This window comes from Psychrobacter sp. PP-21 (assembly GCF_033790785.1).
Lineage (GTDB): Bacteria > Pseudomonadota > Gammaproteobacteria > Pseudomonadales > Moraxellaceae > Psychrobacter.
Map to the genome: position 1 here is coordinate 57,480 of NZ_JAMYEB010000003.1, position 25,986 is coordinate 83,465.

At 45.5% G+C, this 25,986-nt stretch carries 19 protein-coding genes and 1 riboswitch; of the genes, 4 read left to right on the plus strand and 15 right to left on the minus strand.

What is annotated here, in order from left to right; translation table 11 throughout:
• Positions 1–42 precede the first annotated feature (42 nt).
• The 5 genes from phoU to pstS form a co-directional block, all read right to left on the minus strand.
• The gene (gene phoU, locus NJD71_RS04315; protein ID WP_319050714.1) at positions 43–825 is read right to left on the minus strand and encodes a phosphate signaling complex protein PhoU; all 783 of its coding nucleotides are present in this window, start codon (positions 823–825) and stop codon (positions 43–45) included.
• Positions 826–974: 149 nt separating this feature from the next.
• Positions 975–1,895 carry a phosphate ABC transporter ATP-binding protein PstB gene (pstB, locus tag NJD71_RS04320; RefSeq protein WP_442967648.1) on the minus strand — a complete coding sequence of 307 codons (921 nt, stop codon included), beginning with the start codon at positions 1,893–1,895 and terminating at the stop codon, positions 975–977.
• Positions 1,896–1,973: 78 nt separating this feature from the next.
• The gene (gene pstA, locus NJD71_RS04325; RefSeq protein ID WP_319050715.1) at positions 1,974–2,879 is read right to left on the minus strand and encodes a phosphate ABC transporter permease PstA; all 906 of its coding nucleotides are present in this window, start codon (positions 2,877–2,879) and stop codon (positions 1,974–1,976) included.
• Between the two features lie 49 nt (positions 2,880–2,928).
• Positions 2,929–3,882 (minus strand): phosphate ABC transporter permease subunit PstC, encoded by a 954-nt coding sequence (pstC, locus tag NJD71_RS04330; RefSeq protein ID WP_319050716.1) that lies wholly within the window; start codon positions 3,880–3,882, stop codon positions 2,929–2,931.
• Positions 3,883–4,125: 243 nt separating this feature from the next.
• Positions 4,126–5,283: a phosphate ABC transporter substrate-binding protein PstS gene (pstS, locus tag NJD71_RS04335; protein ID WP_319050717.1), complete on the minus strand. Its 1,158-nt coding sequence runs from the start codon at positions 5,281–5,283 to the stop codon at positions 4,126–4,128.
• A 293-nt stretch (positions 5,284–5,576) separates the two neighbouring features.
• Positions 5,577–5,732, plus strand: a riboswitch (TPP riboswitch).
• A 245-nt stretch (positions 5,733–5,977) separates the two neighbouring features.
• Between pstS and thiC the strand changes: the two genes are divergently transcribed.
• The gene (gene thiC / locus NJD71_RS04340) at positions 5,978–8,104 is read left to right on the plus strand and encodes a phosphomethylpyrimidine synthase ThiC (protein ID WP_319050718.1); all 2,127 of its coding nucleotides are present in this window, start codon (positions 5,978–5,980) and stop codon (positions 8,102–8,104) included.
• A gap of 133 nt (positions 8,105–8,237) precedes the next feature.
• Here thiC and NJD71_RS04345 read toward each other — a convergent pair whose 3' ends face one another.
• Positions 8,238–9,128 (minus strand): fructose bisphosphate aldolase, encoded by an 891-nt coding sequence (locus tag NJD71_RS04345; RefSeq protein ID WP_319050719.1) that lies wholly within the window; start codon positions 9,126–9,128, stop codon positions 8,238–8,240.
• Between the two features lie 172 nt (positions 9,129–9,300).
• Positions 9,301–10,149: an EamA/RhaT family transporter gene (locus NJD71_RS04350; protein ID WP_319050720.1), complete on the minus strand. Its 849-nt coding sequence runs from the start codon at positions 10,147–10,149 to the stop codon at positions 9,301–9,303.
• 378 nt (positions 10,150–10,527) lie between these two features.
• Here NJD71_RS04350 and NJD71_RS04355 point away from each other — a divergent pair, with 378 nt between their 5' ends.
• From NJD71_RS04355 to NJD71_RS04365, 3 genes are all read left to right on the plus strand, one after another.
• Positions 10,528–12,435, plus strand: coding sequence for an ABC transporter ATP-binding protein (locus NJD71_RS04355; protein WP_319050721.1), 1,908 nt, complete (start codon positions 10,528–10,530; stop codon positions 12,433–12,435).
• Between the two features lie 77 nt (positions 12,436–12,512).
• A complete protein-coding gene (locus NJD71_RS04360) occupies positions 12,513–13,403 on the plus strand; it encodes an alpha/beta fold hydrolase (protein ID WP_319050722.1) in 891 nt (296 codons plus the stop codon).
• Positions 13,404–13,416: 13 nt separating this feature from the next.
• Positions 13,417–14,034, plus strand: a complete 618-nt coding sequence (locus NJD71_RS04365; RefSeq protein WP_319050723.1) for an alpha-ketoglutarate-dependent dioxygenase AlkB family protein — start codon at positions 13,417–13,419, stop codon at positions 14,032–14,034.
• A gap of 78 nt (positions 14,035–14,112) precedes the next feature.
• Here the strand turns inward: NJD71_RS04365 and NJD71_RS04370 are convergent, their stop codons facing one another.
• The 8 genes from NJD71_RS04370 to uca form a co-directional block, all read right to left on the minus strand.
• Positions 14,113–14,955 carry an EcsC family protein gene (locus tag NJD71_RS04370; protein WP_319050724.1) on the minus strand — a complete coding sequence of 281 codons (843 nt, stop codon included), beginning with the start codon at positions 14,953–14,955 and terminating at the stop codon, positions 14,113–14,115.
• Between the two features lie 206 nt (positions 14,956–15,161).
• Positions 15,162–16,160: an NADP-dependent oxidoreductase gene (locus NJD71_RS04375; RefSeq protein WP_319050725.1), complete on the minus strand. Its 999-nt coding sequence runs from the start codon at positions 16,158–16,160 to the stop codon at positions 15,162–15,164.
• 154 nt (positions 16,161–16,314) lie between these two features.
• On the minus strand, positions 16,315–17,070 hold the full coding sequence (locus tag NJD71_RS04380; RefSeq protein WP_319050726.1) for an endonuclease/exonuclease/phosphatase family protein: 756 nt from the start codon (positions 17,068–17,070) through the stop codon (positions 16,315–16,317).
• Positions 17,071–17,317: 247 nt separating this feature from the next.
• Positions 17,318–18,235 carry an ABC transporter ATP-binding protein gene (locus NJD71_RS04385; RefSeq protein ID WP_319050872.1) on the minus strand — a complete coding sequence of 306 codons (918 nt, stop codon included), beginning with the start codon at positions 18,233–18,235 and terminating at the stop codon, positions 17,318–17,320.
• A gap of 15 nt (positions 18,236–18,250) precedes the next feature.
• Positions 18,251–19,192 (minus strand): ABC transporter permease, encoded by a 942-nt coding sequence (locus tag NJD71_RS04390; RefSeq protein WP_319050728.1) that lies wholly within the window; start codon positions 19,190–19,192, stop codon positions 18,251–18,253.
• A 72-nt stretch (positions 19,193–19,264) separates the two neighbouring features.
• Positions 19,265–20,290 carry an ABC transporter substrate-binding protein gene (locus NJD71_RS04395; protein WP_319050729.1) on the minus strand — a complete coding sequence of 342 codons (1,026 nt, stop codon included), beginning with the start codon at positions 20,288–20,290 and terminating at the stop codon, positions 19,265–19,267.
• A 119-nt stretch (positions 20,291–20,409) separates the two neighbouring features.
• Positions 20,410–22,245, minus strand: coding sequence for an allophanate hydrolase (gene atzF / locus NJD71_RS04400; RefSeq protein ID WP_319050730.1), 1,836 nt, complete (start codon positions 22,243–22,245; stop codon positions 20,410–20,412).
• Positions 22,246–22,321: 76 nt separating this feature from the next.
• Entirely contained in the window at positions 22,322–25,963 is a 3,642-nt protein-coding gene (uca, locus tag NJD71_RS04405; protein WP_319050731.1) for an urea carboxylase, read from the minus strand.
• Positions 25,964–25,986 lie beyond the last annotated feature (23 nt).

Consider the following 25,986-nt stretch of genomic DNA (forward strand, 5'->3'; position numbering starts at 1 on the left):
TAGCGCGTTTCTTATTATGAGTAGACTGTGCTGACTGCGTTATCAGTCATCATTACTTTCCAACGACTCATAGTCGTCGACTGACATGGTACTGACTTGACGAGCAGCCAGACGATCATTGGCTTCTTGTACTGCTTTTTCGACCATGGCGTAGTCTGAATGACGTACATCTTGACCACTGATGTAATTGATGACTAACTCTGCTACGTTTTGTGCATGATCGCCAATGCGTTCAAGCGAACGCAAAATCCACATAATATTGATGACCTTTGAGACTTGTCTAGAGTCTTCCATGATATAGGTCATCAATGCTCGGATAGCGGATTGATATTCGTTATTGACCACACTGTCATTACGCATCACTTCAAATGCCTGCTCAGCATTTGATTGGCTAAAGGCTTCTAGCGCGTTGTTGAGCATCAACCTTACTTGATTGCTCAAGTGCTGTACCTCAGCATAGCCATAAAACGATTTGCCTTGTGCTGCAATTTTGCTTGCCATTTTCGCGATTTTTACGGCTTCATCACCGATACGCTCTAAATCTACCACGCCTTTACTGATCGACATGACTAAGCGCAAGTCTCCCGCTGCAGGTTGACGCTTCGCAACCAATAGCAGGATGTGTTCATCGAGCTCAACCTCCATTCGGTTGATATCAAAGTCCATCTCGATGACCTCTTGCGCCAGTATCTCATCTTTGTCAATCAGTGCATGGATCGCTTTGGCCACTTGGTTTGCAGCGCTATCACCCATGTACAAAAACAAACGAATGGCTTCATCAAGATCTTGGTCAAAACTTTTGGAGATATGCTTATCACTTTGCATGAGAGGTATTCCCTGAAATCTATATTTTATGAGCTCAGTGTGTGCTTGCTGGATAAAACAGCTTGACTCACAGTGTTCTATTGAGTACTTGGTGTTTGATCCAGCTTCAGTTTTAACGCATTACTACTTACCTTTGGTATCGCTCGATATTAACCATAACGACCAGTGATATAGTCTTCCGTAGCTGTTTGGGCAGGCTTAGTAAATATCTGATCGGTCTCACCCATCTCAATCATATCGCCCAAATACATATACACCGTATAGTCAGACACACGGGCAGCCTGCTGCATGTTGTGCGTGACAATAGCAATCGTATAGTCGTTCTTGAGATCTTCAATCAATGCCTCAATCGCGCCAGTCGAAATAGGATCAAGTGCAGATGTTGGCTCATCAAGTAGTAGGACTTCAGGTTTGGTCGCGACGCTACGGGCGATACATAGACGCTGCTGCTGACCACCTGATAGTGACAGACCTGACGCTTTTAGTTTGTCTTTCACTTCTGGCCATAGCGCTGATTTTTTCAGCGCCCACTCCACGCGGTGATCGAGCTCGTCTTTGCTCAGCTTTTCGTAGAGTCGTACCCCAAAGGCGACATTGTCATAGATAGACATAGGGAACGGTGTTGGCTTCTGAAAAACCATACCGACCTGTGCTCTTAGCAAGTTGACATCGACGTCTTTGCCCAAGATGTTATTGCCATCGAGATTGATCGTACCTTCTGCACGCATACCTGGGTATAGATCGTACATGCGGTTAAAGGTACGCAGTAGTGTAGATTTACCGCAACCTGAAGGACCGATAAAGGCAGTGACTTTTTTATCAGCGATATCAATATTAATATTCTTTAGTGCCTGAAAGTCGTCATAATAGAAGTTTAGATCTCGCACTTCCATTTTTGCCGCAGGCATGTTTTTCGGTATATCGTGGCGGGTTTGTTTGTTGAAATCAGTCGCAACGGGTTGCTGTGATTTTTGGTTATTTGACATAGGTCTACTCAATAGGCTGTCTGTTGCCGTATCAAAATCATTTGTTGTGGTTTTTGTACGGGCTTTGCTTATGACATCATTCATAATATTATTCAACCTATCTTAATTGATTTCATATAAATTTGAGTGAGTATCTGCTGCGATACCACAGGGTATCAGGACTTATTTAACCTGACCTCTATTACCAATAAATCGTGCCAATACGTTTAGTACCAAGACAGACGCCGTGATAAGCAGCGCCGCCGCCCAAGCCAACATATGCCAGTTATCATAAGGACTCATAGCAAACTGATAGATGGTGTTGGGTAAGTTGGCAATCGGCTGACCCATATCGGTACTGAAGTACTGGTTGTTAAGTGCCGTAAATAGCAACGGTGCCGTCTCGCCTGTGATACGAGCAAAAGCCAATAGCACACCAGTTGTCAGTCCCGCTTTGGCAGCTTTTACCGTGACCTGCGTCACCATTTTCCACTTAGGCGTACCAAGTGCGTATGCCGCTTCGCGTAAACTATTAGGCACCAAATTGAGCATGCTCTCAGTCGTACGCACGACCACTGGAATAACAATCAATGCTAGCGCTAATGCACCTGCCCAACCAGAGAAGCTTTGACCTTTTACCATCAGCGCATAAATAAATAGACCAATAACAATCGAAGGCGCTGACAATAAGATGTCATTCAAAAAACGAGTGACCTTACCCAGCATACTCCCTTTAGAAAACTCAGACAAATAAATACCAGTCATAAGACCAATGGGCGCACCGATAAACAATCCTGAGAACGCGAGCATCACCGAACCAACAATGGCGTTACGCAAACCACCAGCACTCATAGGGGGCGGCGTATCAGCGGTAAAGATGGGTAACTCCATCATGCCCTGAAAACCTTCAACAAATAATGTCACTAAAATCCACGACAACCAAAACAAACCAAAAACCATGGCTGACATGGCAAACCCTAGCCCAAGCTTATTGGTCCAACGGCGCTTGTTATAAAGACTCTTGTTATAACGTGCTTTAGAGCTTGTCTTGACTGGTAGTGGTGCGTTGAGCGCATTGTTAGAAGGCATAGTCTTTATTTCCCATATCTTTTATCAATATCAAAGTCTGATACATGATTTATCGGTTGCCCGCTTTATGATCCATACGCATAAGCATGAGTTTGGCCAAAGACAGCACAATGAAGGTAATGACAAACAGTATTAAGCCTAAATGTAGTAGCGAGGCCAAATGCAGCTCACTAGAGGCTTCGGCAAACTCGTTGGCTAAGGCAGAGGTAATCGTCACACCAGAAGTAAACAGACTTGGACTGATATTGAAAGCATTACCTATCAAGAAAGTCACCGCCATGGTCTCGCCGAGTGCGCGCCCCAGACCCAAGATAACGCCGCCAACAACCCCTGCTTTGGTATAAGGGAGGATAATCTTGAACATAACTTCCCACGTCGTCGCGCCCATACCGTAGGCAGACTCTTTGAGCAAATCTGGTACAACAGAGAAGACGTCACGCATGGTGGCTGCGATAAAAGGAATAATCATGATAGCCAGTACTAGAGATGCCGTGAACATCCCCAGTCCCATGGGAGCACCTACAAACAATTTACCAATAATAGGTAGAGGGCCGATGTGCTCAATAAACCATGGCTGGATATGATCGCCAAAGAATGGCGCAAAAACAAACAAACCCCACATACCATAAATGATAGAAGGGATACCGGCCAATAGTTCAATGGCAATACCCAGTGGTTTTTTAAGGAACTTAGGGCACATCTCAGTCAAAAATATCGCAATACCAAAACTGACGGGCACGGCAATCACGATAGCGATGAGTGAAGTGACTAGCGTACCGTAAATAGGCGCAAGCGCGCCGTATTCATTGGCGACCGTGTCCCAATTGTTGCTGGTATAAAACCCAAGCCCGAACTCTTGAATACTCGGCCAAGCACCAACGATGAGAGAAACTAGAATGCCCCCTAAAGATAGGAGGACCAGTATGGCAAACGCTTTGGTAGAGTTGACAAATAAAGCGTCGTAACGTTTTTGTTTAGCCAGTTGGGACCTTAAGTCTGTCATAAGTGTCTCAGCATTGAATAGAGTGAATTCAAAAAACCAGTGTGTTTGTTCAGCTTTATCACAACAAGCCCACCCGCATGAGCATTAACAATCCTGTGTACCAATGGCAACTGCTCAATATATCCATCAGTACCGCAGTCAGTAATACGGTCAAAATTGCTGTGATAAAACCTCTCAAACAACCAGGCTCCCTATAGAGTGGTTGTTTGAGAGTCTAACTATGTCAAAATCAAGAGTAGCAACTTACTGCGCTGGCTTATAAACTGGCTGACCATCGCTACCTTTTACGTCGTTCCATTTTGCTTTAAATAAGGCCACTGCCGTATCAGAGAATGGTACATAATCTAGGCTCATAGCGCTGTCATCACCTTGGGTATACGCCCAATCAAAGAAGTTCAACACGCCAGCAACTTGCTGAGGATTCTCTGGTTGCTTGTGTACTAAGATAAAGGTTGCAGCAGCGATAGGCCATGCTTGCTCAGTCTCAGAGTTGGTGATGACTTTATAAAAGCCTTCTTGTTGTGACCAATCGATGTCACCTGCGGCGGCAAAGGTCTCAGCAGATGGCTGAACGATGTTGCCCGCGGCGTTCTTCAATGCGGTATGTGACATGTTGTTTTGCTTAGCATATGCATACTCAACATAACCGATAGAGTTTTTCATGCGGTTTACATAGCTTGAGACGCCTTCGTTACCTTTACCACCTGCGCCAGTCGCAGAGGTTGGCCACTTAACCGTTTTATCAACACCAACCGTATCTTTCCAATCTGGTGATACTTTTGCTAGATAGTCAGTAAAGTTAAACGTCGTACCTGAACCGTCTGAGCGGAATACCGTTGTGATTGCCGCATCTGGCAAGGTCAAGTCTGGGTTCATGGCTGCAATTGCTGGGTCATTCCAGTTGCTAATCTTACCTAAATAGATGTCTGCCAAAGTCGTGCCATCTAACTTCAAAGCACCTGGCTCAATACCATCAATATTAACGATAGGTACGACGCCGCCGATGACCGTTGGGAACTGGATAAGATCAGATTCTGCTAGCTCTTCAGGTGTCAATGGCGCATCAGACGCACCAAAATCGACAGTCTTTGATTGAATTTGTTTGATACCGCCAGATGAACCAATTGACTGATAGTTAACTTGCCCGCCAGTCGCACCATTGTAGTCATAAGACCACTTGGCATAGATAGGCTGCGGGAATGAGGCACCTGCACCCGTGATGTTCATTGCGATGTTTTCAGCAGATTTAAAACCAGCATCAGCAGCAGTCGTTTCCTGGGTCTGAGTAGTGGTCGTAGCGCTACTAGTATCAGCAGCTGACTCTGTCGTTTCTGTTGACTTATTACACGCCGTAAGCATTAAGGTGCAACTGACGGCTACTGCTAATAACGAATAACGCATGTAGAACTCCTGAAGTTTAACGACGATATAAAAAAGCATTGTTTGTGATATGCGTGCTATCTTGCCAAATCTTTATGACAATTTAATGACAACCGTCGCAATCTTTTATTCGCTTTACATAATATTTAGACAACCTCTGCCTAGCCCAGTGATACCAAGCGATAGTCGTTACTGATACTGAGTGGCCTATTGGATAAGTATATTAAACGTCGCATTTGGAGTCTGATACTTACGTTCAAATACTATTAGCTGTTAGTACAGAATTTTGCTAGTATGAAATCTGATTTACAACACTGACAGACTCGGGGTGCGGTGTAGCATTGGCCTACTTTATTAAGCGTTTATAGTTAAACATTAATAACAGTAGCCGCCTATCTACATTCGCTGAGAGATCACCCGCCGAACCTGATGCGGTTAGTACCGACGCAGGGAAGTCTTAAGCACTTTGTTATTGATGACAAAGGACGCGTAGAAATACATTTTTATCATCACTATTGTCTGAGTATGCGTGCCGCATGAGCAGACAACGAGCGAAGATACAAAGCTGCGTCCCCTATTTGATGACCATTTTCCGCGGCAATTTTTTGCTCGCTGTTAGGTGTCGATAGTCCAAACTTGTCTCAATGATAGATGCTGCACCCGCAGATACTGGCGGTGTTGATTTTATTCAAAAACCAACACGCTAGGACAGCATATGACTATCTCAGACAACACTTTAGACAACACCTTTTTAGACAGTGCCTCAGCTGCACAAACGCATAACCCAGCCAACAACATACCTCTTACCTCAGACTCTACTGACACCGTCAAAGCAGACAAAAAAGCAGACGCCCTAAAAACGCCTGCCCACCGTGCTGCCAGTGATGCGCGCTTTGAAGAAGATGCACGCGACTTGCACCGTATCCTACCTGCCTCTCGCAAAGTCTATATCGAAGGCTCAAGACCTGATATCCAAGTACCGATGCGCGAAATCAGCTTGGCGGATACACCAGTTGGCGGTACGGGTGACAAAGATGGTGAGCATAATCCGCCGTTTTATGTTTACGATACTTCAGGCGTCTACACTGACCCCAATGTCGAGATTGACTTGACAAAAGGCCTACCAAAACTGCGTGAAAACTGGATCGCCGAGCGTGATGATACGGAGCAATTAAGCGGTCTATCTAGCTCATACGGGCAAGCACGTGCTCGCGATATCAGTACTGCCAATCTCAGATTTGCCCATATTGACAAACCGCGCCGTGCTAAAGCCGGACAAAATGTCACGCAGATGTACTACGCGCGTCGCGGCATCATCACCCCTGAGATGGAATATATCGCCATACGTGAGACGCAAAAACAGCACGAACTGACCGATATGCGCCAACATGACGGCGAGAGCTTCGGCGCCAATACGCCCACTATCATCACCCCTGAGTTTGTCCGTGACGAAGTGGCGGCTGGACGTGCCATTATCCCAAACAACATCAATCACCCTGAATCTGAGCCGATGATCATCGGGCGCAATTTCTTGGTGAAAATCAATGCCAATATCGGTAACTCAGCATTAGGCTCTTCTATTGATGAAGAAGTGTCCAAAATGACGTGGGCCACACGTTGGGGTGCGGACACCATTATGGACTTATCAACGGGTAATCATATTCATGAAACCCGTGAATGGCTAATTCGTAACTCGCCTGTGCCGATTGGTACCGTACCCATTTATCAGGCACTAGAAAAAGTTGATGGCGTCGCAGAAGATCTAACATGGGAGATATTCCGTGATACGTTGATTGAGCAAGCCGAGCAAGGTGTGGATTACTTTACCATTCATGCCGGCGTCCTACTTCGCTATGTACCACTCACTGCAAAACGCCTAACGGGTATCGTCTCGCGTGGTGGCTCTATCATGGCGCAGTGGTGTCTGGCGCATCACAAAGAGAGTTTTTTATACACGCATTTCGAAGACATCTGTGAGATTATGAAGCAGTACGATGTAGCGTTTAGTCTAGGTGATGGCTTACGTCCTGGCTGTCTACAAGATGCCAATGATGAGGCGCAGTTCGGTGAACTACGTACGCTTGGGGAATTGACCAAAGTCGCATGGGAACATGATGTACAGGTCATGATCGAAGGCCCTGGACATGTGGCGATGAACCGTATCAAAGAAAATATGGACTTGCAGCTTGAGCTATGTGCGGATGCGCCTTTTTATACCTTGGGGCCATTAACGACCGATATTGCACCGGGTTATGATCATATTACCAGTGCAATTGGGGCAGCGATGATTGGCTGGTTTGGCACCGCGATGCTGTGCTATGTAACACCAAAAGAGCACTTGGGCTTACCAAACAAAAAAGACGTCAAAGACGGTATTATTACTTACAAGATTGCCGCTCACGCTGCTGATTTGGCCAAAGGTCACCCCGGTGCGCAGGCACGTGATAATGCACTATCCAAAGCGCGTTTTGAATTCCGCTGGGATGATCAGTTCAATCTGGCGCTCGACCCTGACACCGCACGCGAATATCACGACGAAACCTTACCAAAAGACGCACACAAATCAGCCCATTTTTGCTCGATGTGTGGTCCGAAGTTTTGCTCCATGAAAATCACCCAAAACGTACGTGAGTATGCAGCAGGTTTGGACAAAGACGCCGTGAATAAAAAAGTCACACCGCAATCAGGCGACTTAAGCGATGCGGATCATTTGATCAAAAAAGTCGACACTGAACTGGTCGGACAAGTTGGCGAAGCCAGTGCTGAGGAAGTCCGTCAAGGAATGGCTGAAATGATGGAGAAATACAACAAGGAAGGACGTCAGTTGTATAAAGAGGTGTAAGCTTTTTAGCTCTATTAAATAATTGTCCTACCAAAGAAAAGCCCAAACCTGATAGTCAGGTTCGGGCTTTTCTTTGGTCTATGTATGACTATCAAGCCAGTACTATTACACCTATCTTATTAAACCAGTACTATTAAACATTAGATGCCTGATAAATCTCTTCAATCGACGTATTAATAGTATCAGCAAACTCGCTATCGCTTTGTTGCTTACTCAAGCCTTCGGTAAAGGCACGAGAGAAGCTCGCAATCATACCGGGGTTTTGCTTGAGCTTAGCGCACGCATCGGTACGGCTATAGCCACCCGATAGCGCCACGACTTTGAGCACTTTTGGATGATCAACCAACTCTTGATAAAATCCTGCTTCTTCAGGCAATGTCAGCTTAAGCATCACTTGATGTTCATCATTCAAGCGCTCAAGGTTACGCAAGATATCGGCTTTTAATAGTAGCTCACAATCATGTTTTTGCGCGCTGTCGATATTGACTTCAGGCTCGACAATCGGCATGAGACCCTTTGAGATGATTTGCTTGGCCACATCAAATTGCTGCTGTACCACCAGCTCAATACCATCAGCGCTTGGCTCATAGATCACTGAACGCATCTTGGTGCCAAATACTGGATAGTTTTTTGCTTTATCCAATAGTAGGTCTAGATTGGGCATCGGCTTCATCACTTGTACGCCATCCATCTGCTCAGCCAGCCCTTTATCTACCTTTAAGAATGGTACGATATTTTTGTCTTCCCATAAGTAGTTGGCAGTCGACTTACCATTGACGTCGCGCTCCATAGTGTCTTCAAACAGGATAGCGCCAAGCACCCGTTCCTTGTCAAAACAGTCACATGTCATGATACGCGCACGCATTTCGTGCACCAAATCAAACATCGCCTCATCACTATCGTACGCTTCACCGCTAACACCATAGTTCTCTAGCGCTTTTGGTGTACTGCCGCCGCTTTGATCAAGCGCCGCGATGAAACCTGAGCCATTTTTTATGTGCTGTAATTGCTTATCGTATTCCATTGAGGATGCATCCTGTTTTTATTGGTTGAGGTCAAATATCATAACGAGACTGTGTGGCTCATATAAACCATGCTATTTGTAAACAACCTTATCATAGGTTGGATTGTCTGCCTATATAGGATACGTGTCAGCATCTCTAAAATTACTTTTATACAACTATTTTGGGTAAAAACTATGCCAAAAAGAGCACGCCCACACAGCATACAGCGAGTAACAACCCCACTATATTGATACGGTTAAGCCGCTCTTTGAATATGCCTACGCCAATTAATGTTGCCACCGCAATAACACCGACATTCATACCCGTAAAGACGATACTGGGTGAATCAGACAATACTTGATGGGCACGTACGTAGGCATAGATATTACCCATGTTTAGCGCCCCAAGTAACAGACCTGCTATGAGTGCGTCTTTTTGCCAGCGTACCCGGCTGATAAGTAGATAGATAAAAAGCAGCATACCTGCCACACCAAAGCTCACAAACAGCGTCAACGGAAAAGCGGCGCCTTGTTTGGCGACCTGTTTGAACAAGATATCAATAATGCCGTAGCCTGCCCATACCCCGAATAACCATAGTGGCGTATGCTTTGCTTGCCGAGTAATGTCATTATGCTGTGGTCGATAGACAAGCGCACCTAGTGCCAAAAACCCTAAGGCTAGCCCAAGTATACGAGTACCCGTCAACACTTCACCAAACAATAGAAAAGCGGCGACAATAGGGATAATCAATGATAAGCGCTGAGACGCATCCGTTGCTACCATACCGACTGCTTCAATAGCACGGCCCAGAATGATAAATATAGCGGGCAACAATATCCCAAGCGCGATGATAATACCCCAAGCACTATCAAGCGCATGTATGGCACCAATATCAGGCTGTAATAATACCCACGTCAATAAAAATGCCACCGGATACCCTGCCACGATAGTCTGACGTATATCTATATTTTTTTGACGCAATACTTTTAAGAGCACGGAGACAGCGACGCTACATAGCACCGCAATTGTTAAATACATCATTCACTTCTACCTTTTCTCACCTCTATATTGGGCGCTTGTTTGTATACCAGTAGTACCTGACTTAAGCCACTTTATCTATCCAACGGGCGCCTGATCACATCATAACTGCCAACGCTATACTTAAGCACATGAATAGTGAGTTAGATAAGCGCGCTGTAAAAGGTAGCAAAATATATTTTTTGCAGCAATCCATTTATTATTGCCCATACCAAAGCGCTGGCAATGAGCATCATGGGTGATCAAATTACAATTAGCATGCAGGTATGATGGGTAATTTTGCTAAAATAGCACCTAACCCCAATCACAAAAGTAAAGATTTGAGATAACGAGAATTCTCGTTCATCTCGACGTACTGCTATTGATGTTTTATTGCTGCCTATGAATGCTCTATTTCGCTTTTTTGAAAACCGTCTACCCGCCTTTCCAGACACCCCTATGCCGCTGCCATCACCTCGCGATGGTATGCTAAAGTTCTTATGGGTATGTACCAACGGTCTGCGTGGCTGGCTATTGCTCTTTATGGTTTTGTCGGCTGGTATCGGTATCTATGAGGCCATGCTGTTTGCGTGGATTGGTGATATCGTCGACTGGCTAGGTATCTATACACCGCAAAACTTATGGGCAGAAAAAGGCGATATGCTACTGCTTATGCTTGCGGTGATGATTGTCAGCCCATTGTGGATTGCGTTGTCATCGTTTGTCCATTTTCAAACCTTGCAGGGTGTTTTCCCTATGCAAATGCGCTGGCGTTTTCATCAGCGTATGCTTGGTCAGTCGATGCAGTTTTATCAAGATGAGTTCTCAGGGCGTGTCTCCGCCAAAGTCATGCAGACCGCACTCGCTGTCCGCGATACGGTTATGACCGTCACTGATATGTTTATGTATGTCTCTGTCTACTTTATTACCTCAGGGGTGATTTTATTTAACCTAGACAGTCTGCTGCTCATACCTTTTATTATTTGGCTGGTGTTAGTAGCACTAACGATTTGGTACTTTATTCCTAAGCTCAAGGACACTGCCATCGTTCAAGCTGATGCTCGTGCTCTGATGACGGGACGTATCACAGATGCTTATGCCAATATCATGACCGTTAAGCTCTTTAGCCATTCACGTCGTGAGCTGGGTTATGCTAAAAACGCCATGGGACAGTTCTTGGGTACGGTACATGCACAAATGCGCTGGGTCAGCTATCTGGAAGTCTCAACCCACCTCATCAGTGTCATCTTGGTCAGTAGTACCGCAGGTATTGGTTTGTACTTATGGCAACAAGGCGCTGTGGGTGTCGGAGCAATTGCAGCAGCGACCGCTATGGCGTTACGTCTAAACGGTTTGACGCGCTGGATCATGTGGCAGACGGCCAGTTTATTTGAGAGTATCGGTACCGTGCAAGACGGCATGCGTACACTATCAGCACCGCAAACGATCGTTGATAAACCTGATGCAAGCGCGCTTACTGTCACTGATGGTCGTATTGTATTTGAGCATGTCGATTTCAGTTATGAATCTGAAGAAGAGGAGCGCGTGCAAGACAGCGAGTCTCATGATGGCACTACGCACACACCTAACTCATATACCAAACTGCTAGATAACTTTCATCTAGACATCAAACCAGGGGAAAAAATTGGTCTGGTCGGGCGCTCAGGCGCTGGCAAATCGACCTTGGTCAACTTATTGCTGCGCTTCTTTGACGTTGATAGCGGAAAAATCTTGATCGACGGTCAAGCTATTGATGCCGTCACTCAAGAATCCTTGCGTCAACAAATAGGTATGGTGACTCAAGATACCTCGTTGCTGCATCGTACTGTGCGTGAAAACATCGCTTACGGTCGCCCTGATGCTACTGACGCGGAGATTATGTTTGCAGCAAAACAAGCCCAAGCATGGGATTTCATCAAAGACTTATATGACGATAAAGGCAATACCGGTCTCGATACGCAAGTGGGTGAACGCGGAGTCAAACTCTCTGGCGGTCAACGTCAGCGTATCGCCATATCACGTGTTATGCTAAAAAACGCGCCGATTCTGCTCTTAGATGAAGCAACAAGTGCGCTAGATTCTGAGATTGAATATGCGATTACTGAGAGTCTAAATGACATTATGACAGGCAAAACGGTTATCGCTATCGCTCATCGACTCTCTACTATTGCTGCACTAGATAGACTGGTTGTCATGCATCAAGGACGTATCATCGAGCAAGGTAGCCATGATGAGCTACTAGCGTTAAACGGTGTCTATGCCAGATTGTGGCAGCGTCAAAGCGGTGGCTTCTTAGGTGAAGACAACTAAGACTCACTAAAACGATAAGCAAATAGATCACAAGCAAATAAATCATAATAAATAAGTCACAAGGAAGTGTTTATTTTATGGACGCATTCACACGCAGCATCACCCTGAGCGGAAAACAAGCACGCTACTATAACCTTAGCCAGTTCAATCAGCCAGTAGAGTCAATGATGACTCAGCGTGCGCCAGCGCATTTTTATGGTGGTAACAGTTTTACAGTTGGTACCTACATGCCGCTACTGAGTGAGCTGATGGCTGAATTTGAGTTGAGCTCACTTGCCTTGCGCGGTTACTGGTATGATAAACCGCACAGCCGTCGCCTCACACGTGAGCAAGATGCTGATATGCTGATTGAGTTTTTAGAACAAACGCAAGATAAGCCTGTCGTGGGTATTGGACATTCGCAAGGCGCAACGGCCACGGCAATCGCTGCTGCCAAGCGTCCAGAGCTGTTTTCGCAGCTGTATCTCATAGAACCTGTCACATTTACCAAAAGCCAAGCCACTTTATATAATCTATTACCTCGCTCTGTACTGCTTAGCCAAGAACCATTCAAAAGCACATCAACCAAGCAATCGACGTGGTCGAGTACTGATGACTACTATCAGAGCCTACGCGCGCAGCGTGCTTATAAGCGCATCAGTGATACACACTTGCAGATATTTGCTGAGCAAAGTCTAAGCAAAAATCCTGATGGCAGCTACACGCTTATGTTTGCACCTGAGCAAGAGCTGGCAAACTATTTTGGTGCGCCTCATATTGATGCTGCGCTCAAAAAATTAAGCTGCCCTTATACGTTAATCACCGGTAAGCCTACCTTATTTATCAGTGATAAAGTACGTAAAAAGTGGCACAAGTTTGTACCTGATGGCAGTCTGATCTCATTACCAGATTATGGTCATCTACTGCCGATTGAGGCGCCTACACTCTGTGCCCGAGTCATCAATGATCATCATCAAAACAGCAAATAGCGACCATTAATCTATGACTGATCTCTTTGCCCCTGCTCCTACCGATAATTTATTGCCTTATGATGGTAAAGTTAATGATTTGGGTATCATTATCGATGATGCTCATACTCTCTATGACACTTTATTAGATGAGTTACCGTGGCAGCCAGACATTGTGAGATTGTTTGGTAAGACCCATGTGACGACTCGTCAAATTGTCTGGATGGGAGAGACGGATGCCGATTATCAGTATTCAGGGCATAAACGGCAGACGGTACCGTGGTCAAGTATAGTGTTCCACGTGAAACAACAGATTGAACAGGCTTTGGCAGATGTCGGTATTGCGGTCGATTTTAATACCTGTTTGCTCAACTATTATCCTTCTGGGGTTGACGGTATGGGCTACCATGCCGATGACGAAAAGGAGCTTGGTCATCAGCCAATTATTGCCTCTCTATCTCTAGGTGCCACACGCAAATTTGTTTTTAAGCATAAAAAAACTCAAGACAAAGTTGAGCTTCATCTTGAGTCTGGTCAGTTAATTGTCATGCATGGTACAACACAAAGCTTTTGGAAGCACACCATTACTAAAACGAAGACCGTCGCTACTGGACGGATCAGTCTGACATTTCGGCATATGCTCATACGTTAATAGTAGCGCTATATTGAGCCATATGACGATTAAGTCATCTAGTTTTTTTCACGGTTAGTAGTTATGCGCAAATACTAATTATGCACGGCGATCCAAAAAACGCTCTCTGTAGCATTGGTGCGCCGCCTCACAGACACTGGCAGTATAACTGGCATTGACACCGCCTGCGACCACCGCACCTACTGCTGGAATAATTTGCGCTGCTTTTGTTTTGACCATATTGGTCGCCACTTTGGTTGCCGTTTGACGTACTACTCGCGACATAACCTCTTCGTTAACTTGGTTAAATGCCTGCGTCTGTGGATCTTTGACCATTGCATCAGTATTATCCAAAGCAGCTTTGCGCTCCTCGGCTGATGCAGACGTCGCCACCGCTAACAAAGACATGGCAAACAACTGCTCGCCTTCATTATTAATATCAAAACCATAGTAAGTCGCATACTCACCAATCGCACGTAGATTTGCCGTGATGAGACCGACCACGTCAGCAGGTATACCTACCCACCCGGCGACTCCAGTGGTCACCCCTTGAGCACTCGTTAACGCCACATATTTACTTTTAAACAATTCAACCTGTCTATCAACGACAGCGATCGGTAAGCGTTCAATATCAGAGAATGTAGTGATAGAAGAGCCTGCGATATCAGACTCGTTTTGATAAGTATTGATGACGTCCTGGGTATTCAATGTCCAGTTTGCGGCATCACTCAAAGCGGTGATAGACTGCTCTGTGGCTTTTGTCAGCGCATCACCGAATTGCGGCGCATTCATGAGTGCATCACCTGCCTGGGCGATGGGTTTGTTGATAACGGACAGCGCTTTATCAAGTACGCTTTTATCAGGGTTTTTCCACGCTTCTATGTCTTCACGGACTTTGGCTTCATAAGCAATGTGATCATTTGTTTTTTCGTTAGTAGTCATATTAGTCCCTTTATTAGTATCGTTCACTTTCTATCTTATGATAAACAAGGGGCGACTACAGGGGTGTTCTGTTGGCCAACATAAAACTTTTGTATGATTTATTAAGTCATCAGTTGGTTTTATTAGGTTTCAACAGAAATCCCATTACCAATAAGTTTGACTACATCCTGACTGAATACTGCCTAATACTCGAGCGATCTTGACATTCAATCAGCAGCTGACAAGACAATTTTGCCAAAAGCATCGCCTTTTTGTAGCTCATGGTGAGCGGCAACGACTTCAGATAATGGATAGATCTTTTGAATCTTCAAAATCAGCTTACCATCAGCAACTTGCTGTAAAACACGTGCCATATCTTCACCGTTACGTTGCGACTTATAACCTGCCACGTTTAGGTTTTTTTGACTGCCGGCTTCTTTGAGCTTATCTACCCAAATGGTGGGTAATACATAGACATGACCTTCAGGCTTCATCACGCTAAGTGCGCGTATCCCTGCATCACCGCCGACCAAATCTAACAGCACATCCGCTTGCAGCTCAGGAAAATCCTCATCCTTGGTGTAATCAATCCAGCCTGCCAGCTTAGATACCTCTATCAACTCATCAAGCTTAGCGTACTTTTCTGGTGAGCAAATAACTGTTACTTTGATATTATCTTGCGCCACTTTGTTCATAAGTAATTGAATCAATAAATGACCAACGCCGCCTGCTGGTGCATTAATTACCACGTGCTCGCCTGCTTTTATATCCGCAAAATCTACAAACTGTAATGCGGTTTGACCAATACAGGGCAATGCCCCTGCTTGTTCCAACGTAACATTTTCTGGTACTTTGGCAAGTAACTTGGCATCTACTGCCGCATATTGTGCATAGCCGCAACCACTAAAGCTCAAAGCAGCCACTCTATCACCGATAGCAAACTTATCGCTATTACTGCTGACGACCTCGCCTGCTACATCAAATCCTAAAATTGCAGGCTGGTCATTGTCGAATTTTTCTGTTTGGATAGTAGTCGCTCCCCACCCTTTGCCTTGCCGCGTCTTATAGTCCACAGGGTTGATACCAGCATAGGCAATTTTTATCAATACTTGCTCATCGGCCAGCTCTGGTACTGCCACACCCTCTTGATATTGCATGACTTCAGGCTCACCAAATTCGCGTATGAGTACCGCATGCTGAGTGTTCGGTATTTGATTATTAGACATCGTTATATATCCTTATATATTATCGGGCAATTTATTTTTTACCCATTTATTGACTAGCACTTTATGTCATAGAGTTTTTTATAGAAGCTTTATTTTATAGAAGCTTTATTTTATAGAAATTTACTGATTATTTTTTCGGTACGGTAATGCTGTTTTATGGCAGTGCCAATTCTGCGCTAATCGGTAGATGGTCTGATAGTGCCGACCAAGGCTTACCAGTGTGTACCCACGCATCTTTGACTATCAAGTTACGCACATAGATACGATCTAGGCTGAGTACTGGCAGTTTTGCTGGAAACGTCGGTAATAGTTTACCGTGACAATCCTTAAACGCTTCTATCATACCCAGCTCGGTCGCAAGCTTGTCACAAGACATCTTTTTCCAGTCATTAAAATCACCTGCCAATATAAGCGGCTGGTCAGGCGCGATCTCATGTCGCACATAGTCGCTGATCGCTTGATACTGTTTGATACGATCACGCTCAAACAAATTGAGATGCGCGCATAATACAACGACCGGTCTCTCCCAACCATTAGGCTGTACTTCACAGTGTAAGACGCCGCGTTGTTCAAGCTTATTGACGGTAATATTGACGTTGTGTTTTGGGTCTAACGGGAACCGGCTTAATACGGCATTGCCATGATGACCATTCTCATACTCTGAGTTTTTACCATAGCTGTTTTCTAGATCTAAAAACTCACCAAACCATTCATGCTGTGACTGATCTGGGTACTCATTGTATTGCATGTTGCGCTTTAGGTTCTGTCCCTGCACTTCTTGCAGACATAGTATATCTGCACCGACAGCCTCTAGCGCTTTGGCAATACCTTGCATTTTTACTTGGCGGTTTAGTGGTGACATGCCTTTGTGAATATTGTAGCTGGTCAACACAAAAGAGCTGGTCGTCATAAATTTGTTCGTCATAAAAAGATCAGCAAGCAGATGAATACGCTACTGAGTATAACAGCAGTCGTATTTATCAGCAGCAGTTAATCAGAGATAACTCGTAGTAGTATTGCTAAGCAAAACCGATAAACCCATCACAGCTTTTGTGACTAATGATAATAGAGCACAACCGCTGCGCTATATGGCTAGCAACGATTGTGCAGGTTAGAACGGAGACCGAACACTGCCTTTTTCAACTTAAGACAAATAGCTATGTTACGGATTTGTGTTTGTCCAAAGGGGTCATGCGCGGGATATCTGGCATATCTGTCAATGCAGGGTCAATGACAGGTTGTGGATTGTGAACGATACTATTGATACGAGCTTTTAGTTGTAAAAAACGACTGTCTGTCACAATATCGGGAGAACGAGGCCGTGCGAGCGGCACTTCAATAATCTCTTGAACCTCTCCTGGATTTGCCTTGAGTACCACGATACGATCTGACAGTAACACCGCCTCATCCATATCATGCGTAATAAATACGATGGTAATATCAATATTACGCCATAGATCTAGTAGATGCTTTTGCATTTTTTGACGTGTATAAGGATCAAGTGCACCAAATGGCTCATCCATGATCAACACCTTTGGCTCGTTGACCAGTGCGCGCGCAATCGCAACACGCTGCTTCATACCGCCAGACAGCTGGTGTGGATAGTGGTTTTCGTACTTAGTCAGTCCGACCACATCTAGCCACTCACGGGCACTACGCTCTGCGCTCGACTTACTACGGCCACCCATGATAGGACCAAACATCACATTTTCTTTGACTGTTTTCCAAGGAAATAACGTATAGCCTTGAAAAACCATGCCGCGGCTAGCACTTGGGCCTTTGACTTTTTCTTTATCAACGACTACCTCGCCGCTAGGATACGCATCTAAGCCTGCAACGATACGCCCCAGTGTTGACTTGCCGCAACCAGAAGGACCAATCACACATACAAACTCACGCTCATAGATTTTTAGGCTGACATCTTTCAATATTACTTTTTGGCTACCACCTTGATCAAACGACTGGGTCAATTGATCAACTTGCAACACTACATTTCTCTGATACAAAGCTTTGAAATAATCAGTGGCACCGCTATGGGTGGTGCGAGCACTATCTGCAGGGAAGGAAGAGACCATATTGTTATTTATCATTTAAATACTCGCTTTCCATTTGAAGAGTTTTTTACCGAGCTGGTACAACAAGATATCTGTACCTAAACCGATAAACCCAATGAGTAGAATACCTGCATAGACGTTATCAAAATGCTGGTAGCGGGCTTGTTGCACAATAAACCAAGTAATACCGGATGTCGTCCCTATCAGTTCAGCGACAATCAAATACGTCCATGCCCAGCCGAGTAGAACACGCAGGTCTCGATAGACGTCGGGCAAGACGGCAGGCAGCAGTACATAAAAGAAGCTTTTTAGTTTGGTCGTGCCTAGCGTATAACCCGCCTCAATCAGACCAAGATCCATAGTACGCGTGGTATTTGCAATGATTAAAATCTGCTGAAATAGAGTCCCAATCACGATGATGGCGATTTTTGGTCCATCGTAGATACCAAGCACTGCCACGGCCAAAGGTCCAAATGCGGGTGCTGGTAGATAGCGAAAGAACTCTACGAAGGGCTGAGTAATTTGTGCGATTTTTTGAGAAAATCCGCACAGCAGCCCTAACGGAATACCGACGATAGACGAGATAAAAAAAGCGATAAATACCGTACGGATACTCTGCCAGAGACTCTCATGTAACCACGGTCCATCCGCTTGCGCAGGCGGGGTAACGAAGGCAGTGACCATCGCTGTGGCTACCTCATCCGGTGCTGGCAAGTAGACAGGATTGACCAGTTTTCCTTGCGGTGGTACTGCATCAGAGGCCATCGCATCTTGTGCTTCGCGGTAAAATACCTCTTTATCAATGCGGCTACCCTCTTGTAGATAAGTACTCGCGCCAGCATCGGTAATCTCAACTTGTGGATGCCAGATAAAAGGAAGGTAGCTGACCGCACACCATAGTAAGATCGGAATCAAAAATGAGAGTACATTGAGCCCAAGAGTGGTTTTCTTGGTTAGATATGTGTTGATATGACTCATGGGCTACCCTCTAAAACGATGATGAAGACTCAACAACCACTGCCTTTGCAATAGATAAAACGGCACTTATCCTTACTGATTAATCAAGTCAGGATAGATCAATTTATCGATATCAAGCTTTTGATCATAAATCTGATTGTCAATATTGAACTGATTGACATGATAGCTAGATCCATAGATAGAGCTGAGCTCATCAGATTTTGCAAAGATTCTCTTGTTATCTTCAAGACCCATCAGTTTTGTCCCATTCAAGAAGGCACTATATTGATCAGCAGGCACGTTGACCTTGTTAGACATAATGCTAATCGCATCATCTCTGGTCGCTGGATCATTGATATAGTTGACGACCTTGCCCCACACTTGGATGATTTTGGCGTACTCTGCCTTGTGCTCAGATAGGCTGGCGGGACTGACGGCTAACGTGTCATAAATAAGACCCGGCTTATCCGCTGAGGTATAGATAGCCTTTGCACTTGGCACATTTTTTAGGGCTTGATTGGCATTGGGTTGCCAGATGGAGACGGCGTCAATACTGTCATTTGTGAAGACTTGCGGTAACTCGTTTGTGGTGGCATTGACCAGTGTCACATCAGCCTCTGTCAACCCGTTATCGGCCAGCGCGCTATTGAGCAGCAAATGATCTACCAAGCCTTTTTCAACACCGATTGATTTGCCTTTTAGGTCCGCTATGCTAGTGACTGATGGTTTAGCAATGATCTGATCATTACCTGCTGAATAGTCGTTAACCAAGATAATAATGCCCTCACTACCACTCGCAGCGTTGACCAAATTGTCGCCATTGGTCACAGAAATGGCGTCCAGCTGATTAGAGGCAAAAGCAGATAACGAAGCAGAATAATCAAACCATTTAAATTCAACATTGACGCCAGCTTCATCAAACCAGCCTTTATCAATTGCAATCTGCCACGCTACCCAGCCAGGCCAATCACTGTAACCGATAGAGATTGGGTCGTCATTTGAGGCAGTGACTTTTTCTGGTGCCGCCTCCCCTTCAGGTGCTGATACGGTAGCTGTGTTGTCACAACCAAATAGCATAAAGCTTGAGAAAACCGCAAAAGTAAATAAGCGTCGATTCATGAGTCTTGCTCCTTGAATAAAGACAGGCCCATTATGGGAATGTCCGTTGATTATTGTTGTGCAATACCATGAGAGATATCGGCATTGCTTGCGTTACTGTTTTCGGATAATGATTAGAGTTATTTGATATAAGTTACGGACTCTGATTGTTCAGCTATATAAGATTTCCAACCACCAAACTCGGTCACATTCGTACCACCTTCAAATCCGTACTCTTCACAAATAAAGCTTTTGACCCAGCGTCCATCTGCCAATTCGACATTGCCGATGCCTAATGGCGTAGGCACTTCGTTGACGATGTCACCAAATTTTGCTTTGGGGATTCGCCAGACTTCTACTGCAATCGAGCGTCCTTCGTCATGGCGTTTCAGTCCCGGTTTGGCAGGTTTCGATCCTGCCAATGCAAAGAGCTGATAGGCATGTGCCGTTTGGGTTTGCTCAGACAACACACCGCCTCTATCAGTCAGCTGATAATTGAGTGGCATACCACTCAAATGCGCACCGACCACGGCTAGTGCTACACTACTATCACTATCATCTGTGCTCAGTGGAATAAGCGATTGTGGTTGATTAGATTGAGCGGTTTGGGTTTGAGATGTGCTGGAGTGATAAAGATGGTGAGAGGTTCCCATTGGTATATCCAGAGCGGTTTGCCACTGATGACCAAAATTAGCTAAAGCTTCGTCATGCCAGCCCATGGCAATAAAGGTCACACCGCGCGGTAGGCCATCTCTAGCGATTAGATTCGGCAACGCCAACGCCGACAAGTCCGCTAGATTCACAAAATTAGTATAAGTACCCATGTGACTGTTTTTCGTTAACGGGTCAGCATTGACCGCATCGATGGTATAGATGGTTGGTGCGGTTGGCACCATTAAGGCATCAAATTCAGATAGCGTTTGTTGAATACGGCGACTTAATGCAGCACGAGAATACTCAGCACTCATCGCATCAACCGCATTGTAGTTCTCAGCTTGACTGATGATTTGGCGAGTGACAGGTAGTAGCGCATCACGCTCGACGAGCTGATCAATGGCAAAGGTGCGTTCACTAACCCAGCTGTCGTTATAGAGTGCCTCTGCTAACTCATTGAAGACGGTAAAGTCTATCGGTGTGATCTCATAACCCATCGTCTGTAGCTGCGAGATGGCTATCTCAAAAGCCTGCTCTGACTCGGTATCACCGTAAAACTCTAAGGTATCAGGGATAGCAATTTTGCCAAGACTAAAGGCGACTGGCGCAGTGGCAGGATGGATACGACTGTAATCATCCTCTTTATCGTAGCCTTTCATTAGCTGAGCTACTTGCCACGCATCATCAACACCCAGCGCAAAAATAGAAATCACATCATGTAATCGACACGCTGGAATGAGACCCATACTGGAGAACCAGCCTTTTGTAGGCTTCAAACCCACTATATTGTTATGACCTGCAGGCACACGTCCAGAGCCTGCCGTGTCCGTTCCTAATGCAAAAGGCACGATACCATTTGCCACACTGACCGCAGAGCCTGAGCTTGAGCCACCACTGATATAGTCAGGATTGAAACTGTTGGCCACTGCCCCATAAGGTGAGCGCGTACCTACCAGTCCTGTCGCGAACTGGTCAAGATTGGTTTTGCCGATGACGATAGCGCCTGCCGACTTGAGCTTAGCGATCACATGCGCGTCTTTATCAGCTAAATATAGAGGATCTGTACATCCTGCCGTGGTATGAAACCCTGCTACATCGATGTTGTCTTTTACCGCAAACGGTATACCGTATAGTGGCAATTCTTGAGGATTTTTCGCGGCGATACTGTCAATCTGCGCAGTTAGCTGCTCAGGAGTCGCAATCTCAATCCAAGCATTATTGTCATTGCTAATGCCTGCCACATGATCTAATAGATCACTTAGCTGGGTAGTTCCTTCGGCATAAGCGCTTTGCCAATCTTTGATCGTCCAATTCTTTTGCATGAGTGTTCTCTCTTATTCTCAAATATGGTTGTCGGTATTTTTTGACTATCAATCAGATGCATCCTTGCCAAACCTACTAGCTTGCGATGTCTGTTACCTGTGCTTCGTTAACGGTAACGGGTGCAAGTACAAATAAAGGCTGCTCGGGTTTCACTGTAGTACCAATCTCAATTTCAATACTCACGACCTGCATCGCAACGGGTGAGACAATTGGTATCTCAATTTTCATGGCTTCTATGATTGCTAAGGTCAGCCCCTCGTCGACTACATCACCTACCGCGCAAGAAATCTTCCAGACACTGCCCATCATATGAGCTTTGACGACTACCCCGCCCTCAGGTACAGAGACCTCTGTTGATACTTCTACCGCGTCAATATCTTCGCCCACATACTGGTCAAGACCTTGCTGCTTCCAACGTTGTCGCTCTGCATCAAAGTTGGCTTGTTGCTGATCTTTGAACGTCTGAATACTGTCCTTGTTTTCATGCAACATCTCGTAATACTCAGCGAGGTTTAACACACTATCCTCAACCTCAATCGAGAGCTCACCTGCCTTAAAGGCAGTTCGCATCGATAACAGCTCTTCTTCACTGACTTCATAAAAGCGAATTTGATCAAAGAATCGTAGTAACCATGGTTTTTCAGCTTCAAAGCTTGGATGCGAGCGATAGCGGTTCCAAATTTGTAGCGTCCTACCAACAAACTGATAGCCGCCTGGGCCTTCCATACCGTAGATGCACATATAAGCGCCGCCGATACCCACCGCGTTTTCTGGTGTCCATGTTCTGGCAGGATTGTATTTGGTAGTGACCAAACGATGTCTGGGATCGAGCGGTGTGGCAACAGGCGCACCCAAATAGACATCACCAAGTCCCATAACCAAATAGCTGGCATCATAGACAATATCTTTGACCGCTTGGGCAGAGGCCAAGCCATTGATACGTCTGATAAAATCGATATTATCGGGGCACCAAGGTGCGTCAGGATAGACAAGTTGCTGATACTTCTCCGTTGCTAGCTTAGTCTGAGAGTCAGCCCATGCCATGGGAAGATGGACAATTCTGGACGGTACTTGCATATGTTTAATATCGGGTAACGCGCTTTCTGCTTGCTTGAGAATTGCTAGTAGTGCTGCCTGTGGCAATTTCAATGAATGGTAATGCACTAATAGTGAGCGAATACCTGGCGTCATATCGATAATGGCATCGATATGCTGTGCTTGTAGGCACTCCATCAATGCCTGAACGCGGAAGCGCAGTTGCAAATCAAGCACCTGCTCGCCGTACTCAATCAATATATAGCTGTCTCCAGCAGGACGATACACCACTTTTGGTTGGTCATTATTGATGGGTAAAGTGTCTAATATGGCTGTTTGCAATGTTGCTTTTTCTGTATGAATAGGTAAATCATAATCCACCAAATCACAGTGATCAGCCCGTAGCATGTCATCGTAACGCTGATGTAATTGTGCAGCTTGATCGTAGCTGACAGGGACAAACTGCACTCGATCACCTGCTTTGAGCTGTCCCATTTTCCAGCGCTCACCTGCGACAATGACGCTTAAACACACAAAGCCACCGAGGCTTGGTCCATCAGGTCCTAGAATGATCGGCATGTCACCTGTGAAGTCAATCGCACCAACAGCATAGGCATTGTCATGGATATTTGAGGGGTGTAGCCCTGCCTCGCCGCCATCTTCACGCGCCCATTCAGGTTTAGGTCCGACCAGACGGATACCAGTACGGCTAGAGTTGTGATGGACATCCCATTCATGCTCAAAGAACTGCGTCACATCAGCATCCGTAAAGAAATCTGGCGCGCCATGTGGTCCATACATAACCGCGATTTGCCATAGTCCATTAAACGCCGGTTGCTGGGCAGCAGGTAAGGCTTTAGTAGCAATGGACGTATCGCACTGTACAACGGGTAGCATGTCGCCGATAAGTAAGTTACGACCTGCATGACCACCAAACTGACCTAAACTAAAGGTCGCTTGACTGCCTAGATACTCAGGGACATCTATGCCACCTTTGATAGCGATATAGCTTCGGCAACCTGAGGTGATATTGCCACAAATGAGTTTTTGACCTTTACGTACAGGAATGGTTTGCCACATTGGTTGCTCTACACCATCCAAGGTACAGGCCATGTTACCGCCAGTAATAGCAATCTGACTGTCGCAATGGAACAATAAAGTCGGTCCAGTAACCACGCACTCAAGACCTGCAGTGTTAAATGGGTTACCCAACAGCTGATTACCAGTATTGAGACTCAGACCATCTATCGCACCTGATGGAGGTACGCCCACATCCCAGTAACCTTCTCGGCCGAGTACATCTTGTACGGCCGTCTGTACGCCCGACTGCAACACTTCGATTTTTTGACTGAGCCATGTAAAAGTGTTCAAAAACCTCGTAGTCTGCTCGCCTGCATAAAATGTCTCTGAAGCCACTATCTGCTGCAAATACTCAAGATTGGTTTCAAGACCTGCCATACGTGACATGGCCAAACTTTGGCTCATTTTCTCCAGTGCTTGCTTGCGATCAGGTGCCGTCACGATAATTTTTGCTAACATCGGGTCATAAAAGGCTGATATTTCACTGCCTGTTTCTATCCAAGTTTCAACTCGAGCGGCTGGGTCAAAATAAGCATCCGTTAAAATCCCAGTGCTTGGTTGAAAGCTTTTGACAGGGTCTTCGGCATACAGACGCACCTGAATTGAATGTCCTGATGCGTGCAATGGCAACTCTGGCAACACGAACTCGCCTGCAGCCAGCTCAATCATCCAACGTACTAAATCCACTTGATAGATTTCTTCTGTGACACCATGCTCAACCTGCAAGCGTGTGTTCACTTCCAAGAAATAAAAGTCTTGCGTCGACACATCCATCACAAACTCAACGGTACCAGCAGAGCGATAGTTGACCTGTTGCATGAGCTTAGTCGCCACCTCTTGTAGGTTTTGTCTTTGTACGTCTGATAGTAAGGGCGCTGGCGTTTCTTCAATCACTTTTTGATTACGACGCTGAATAGAACAATCACGCTCTCCTAAGGTGATGATATTACCTGCCCCGTCACCAAATACTTGCACTTCGATATGGCGAGCATGCTCTACAAATTTTTCGAGATATAGCCCAGCATCACTGAAGTTGCTTTGTGCCAAATGATGCACAGACTCATAAGCATCTTTTAGTTCGACCTCATTCCATACCAGACGCATGCCGATACCGCCGCCACCTGCAGTGCTTTTGAGCATGACAGGGTAACCAATACGCTCGGCTTCACGTAATGCTTCGTCCACATCTTGTAGCAGCTCGCTACCGGGTAACAATGGCACTTGGCTGTCAATGGCGAGCTTACGAGCTGTATGCTTGAGCCCAAAGCTCAGCAGTTGCTCAGAGGTTGGCCCAATAAAAGCGATTCCAGCATCACTGCAGCGATCACAGAATGCAGCGTTTTCTGATAAAAACCCATAGCCAGGATGAATGGCTTCTGCGCCTGAATCTAACGCTGCTTGCAATACTTTGTCCATATTCAGGTAGCTATCACTGGCAGGACCAGAGCCAATGTTGATGGCTTCATCAGCCTGACTGACATGTAGTGAGCCTCGATCTACATCAGTGTAGACAACGACTGAGCCGACACCCATTTGCTTTAGGGTACGTATAATTCGGCAAGCAATAGCACCGCGATTGGCAATCAATACTTTTTTAAACATCACAACTTCCTCAGCATTCTCAT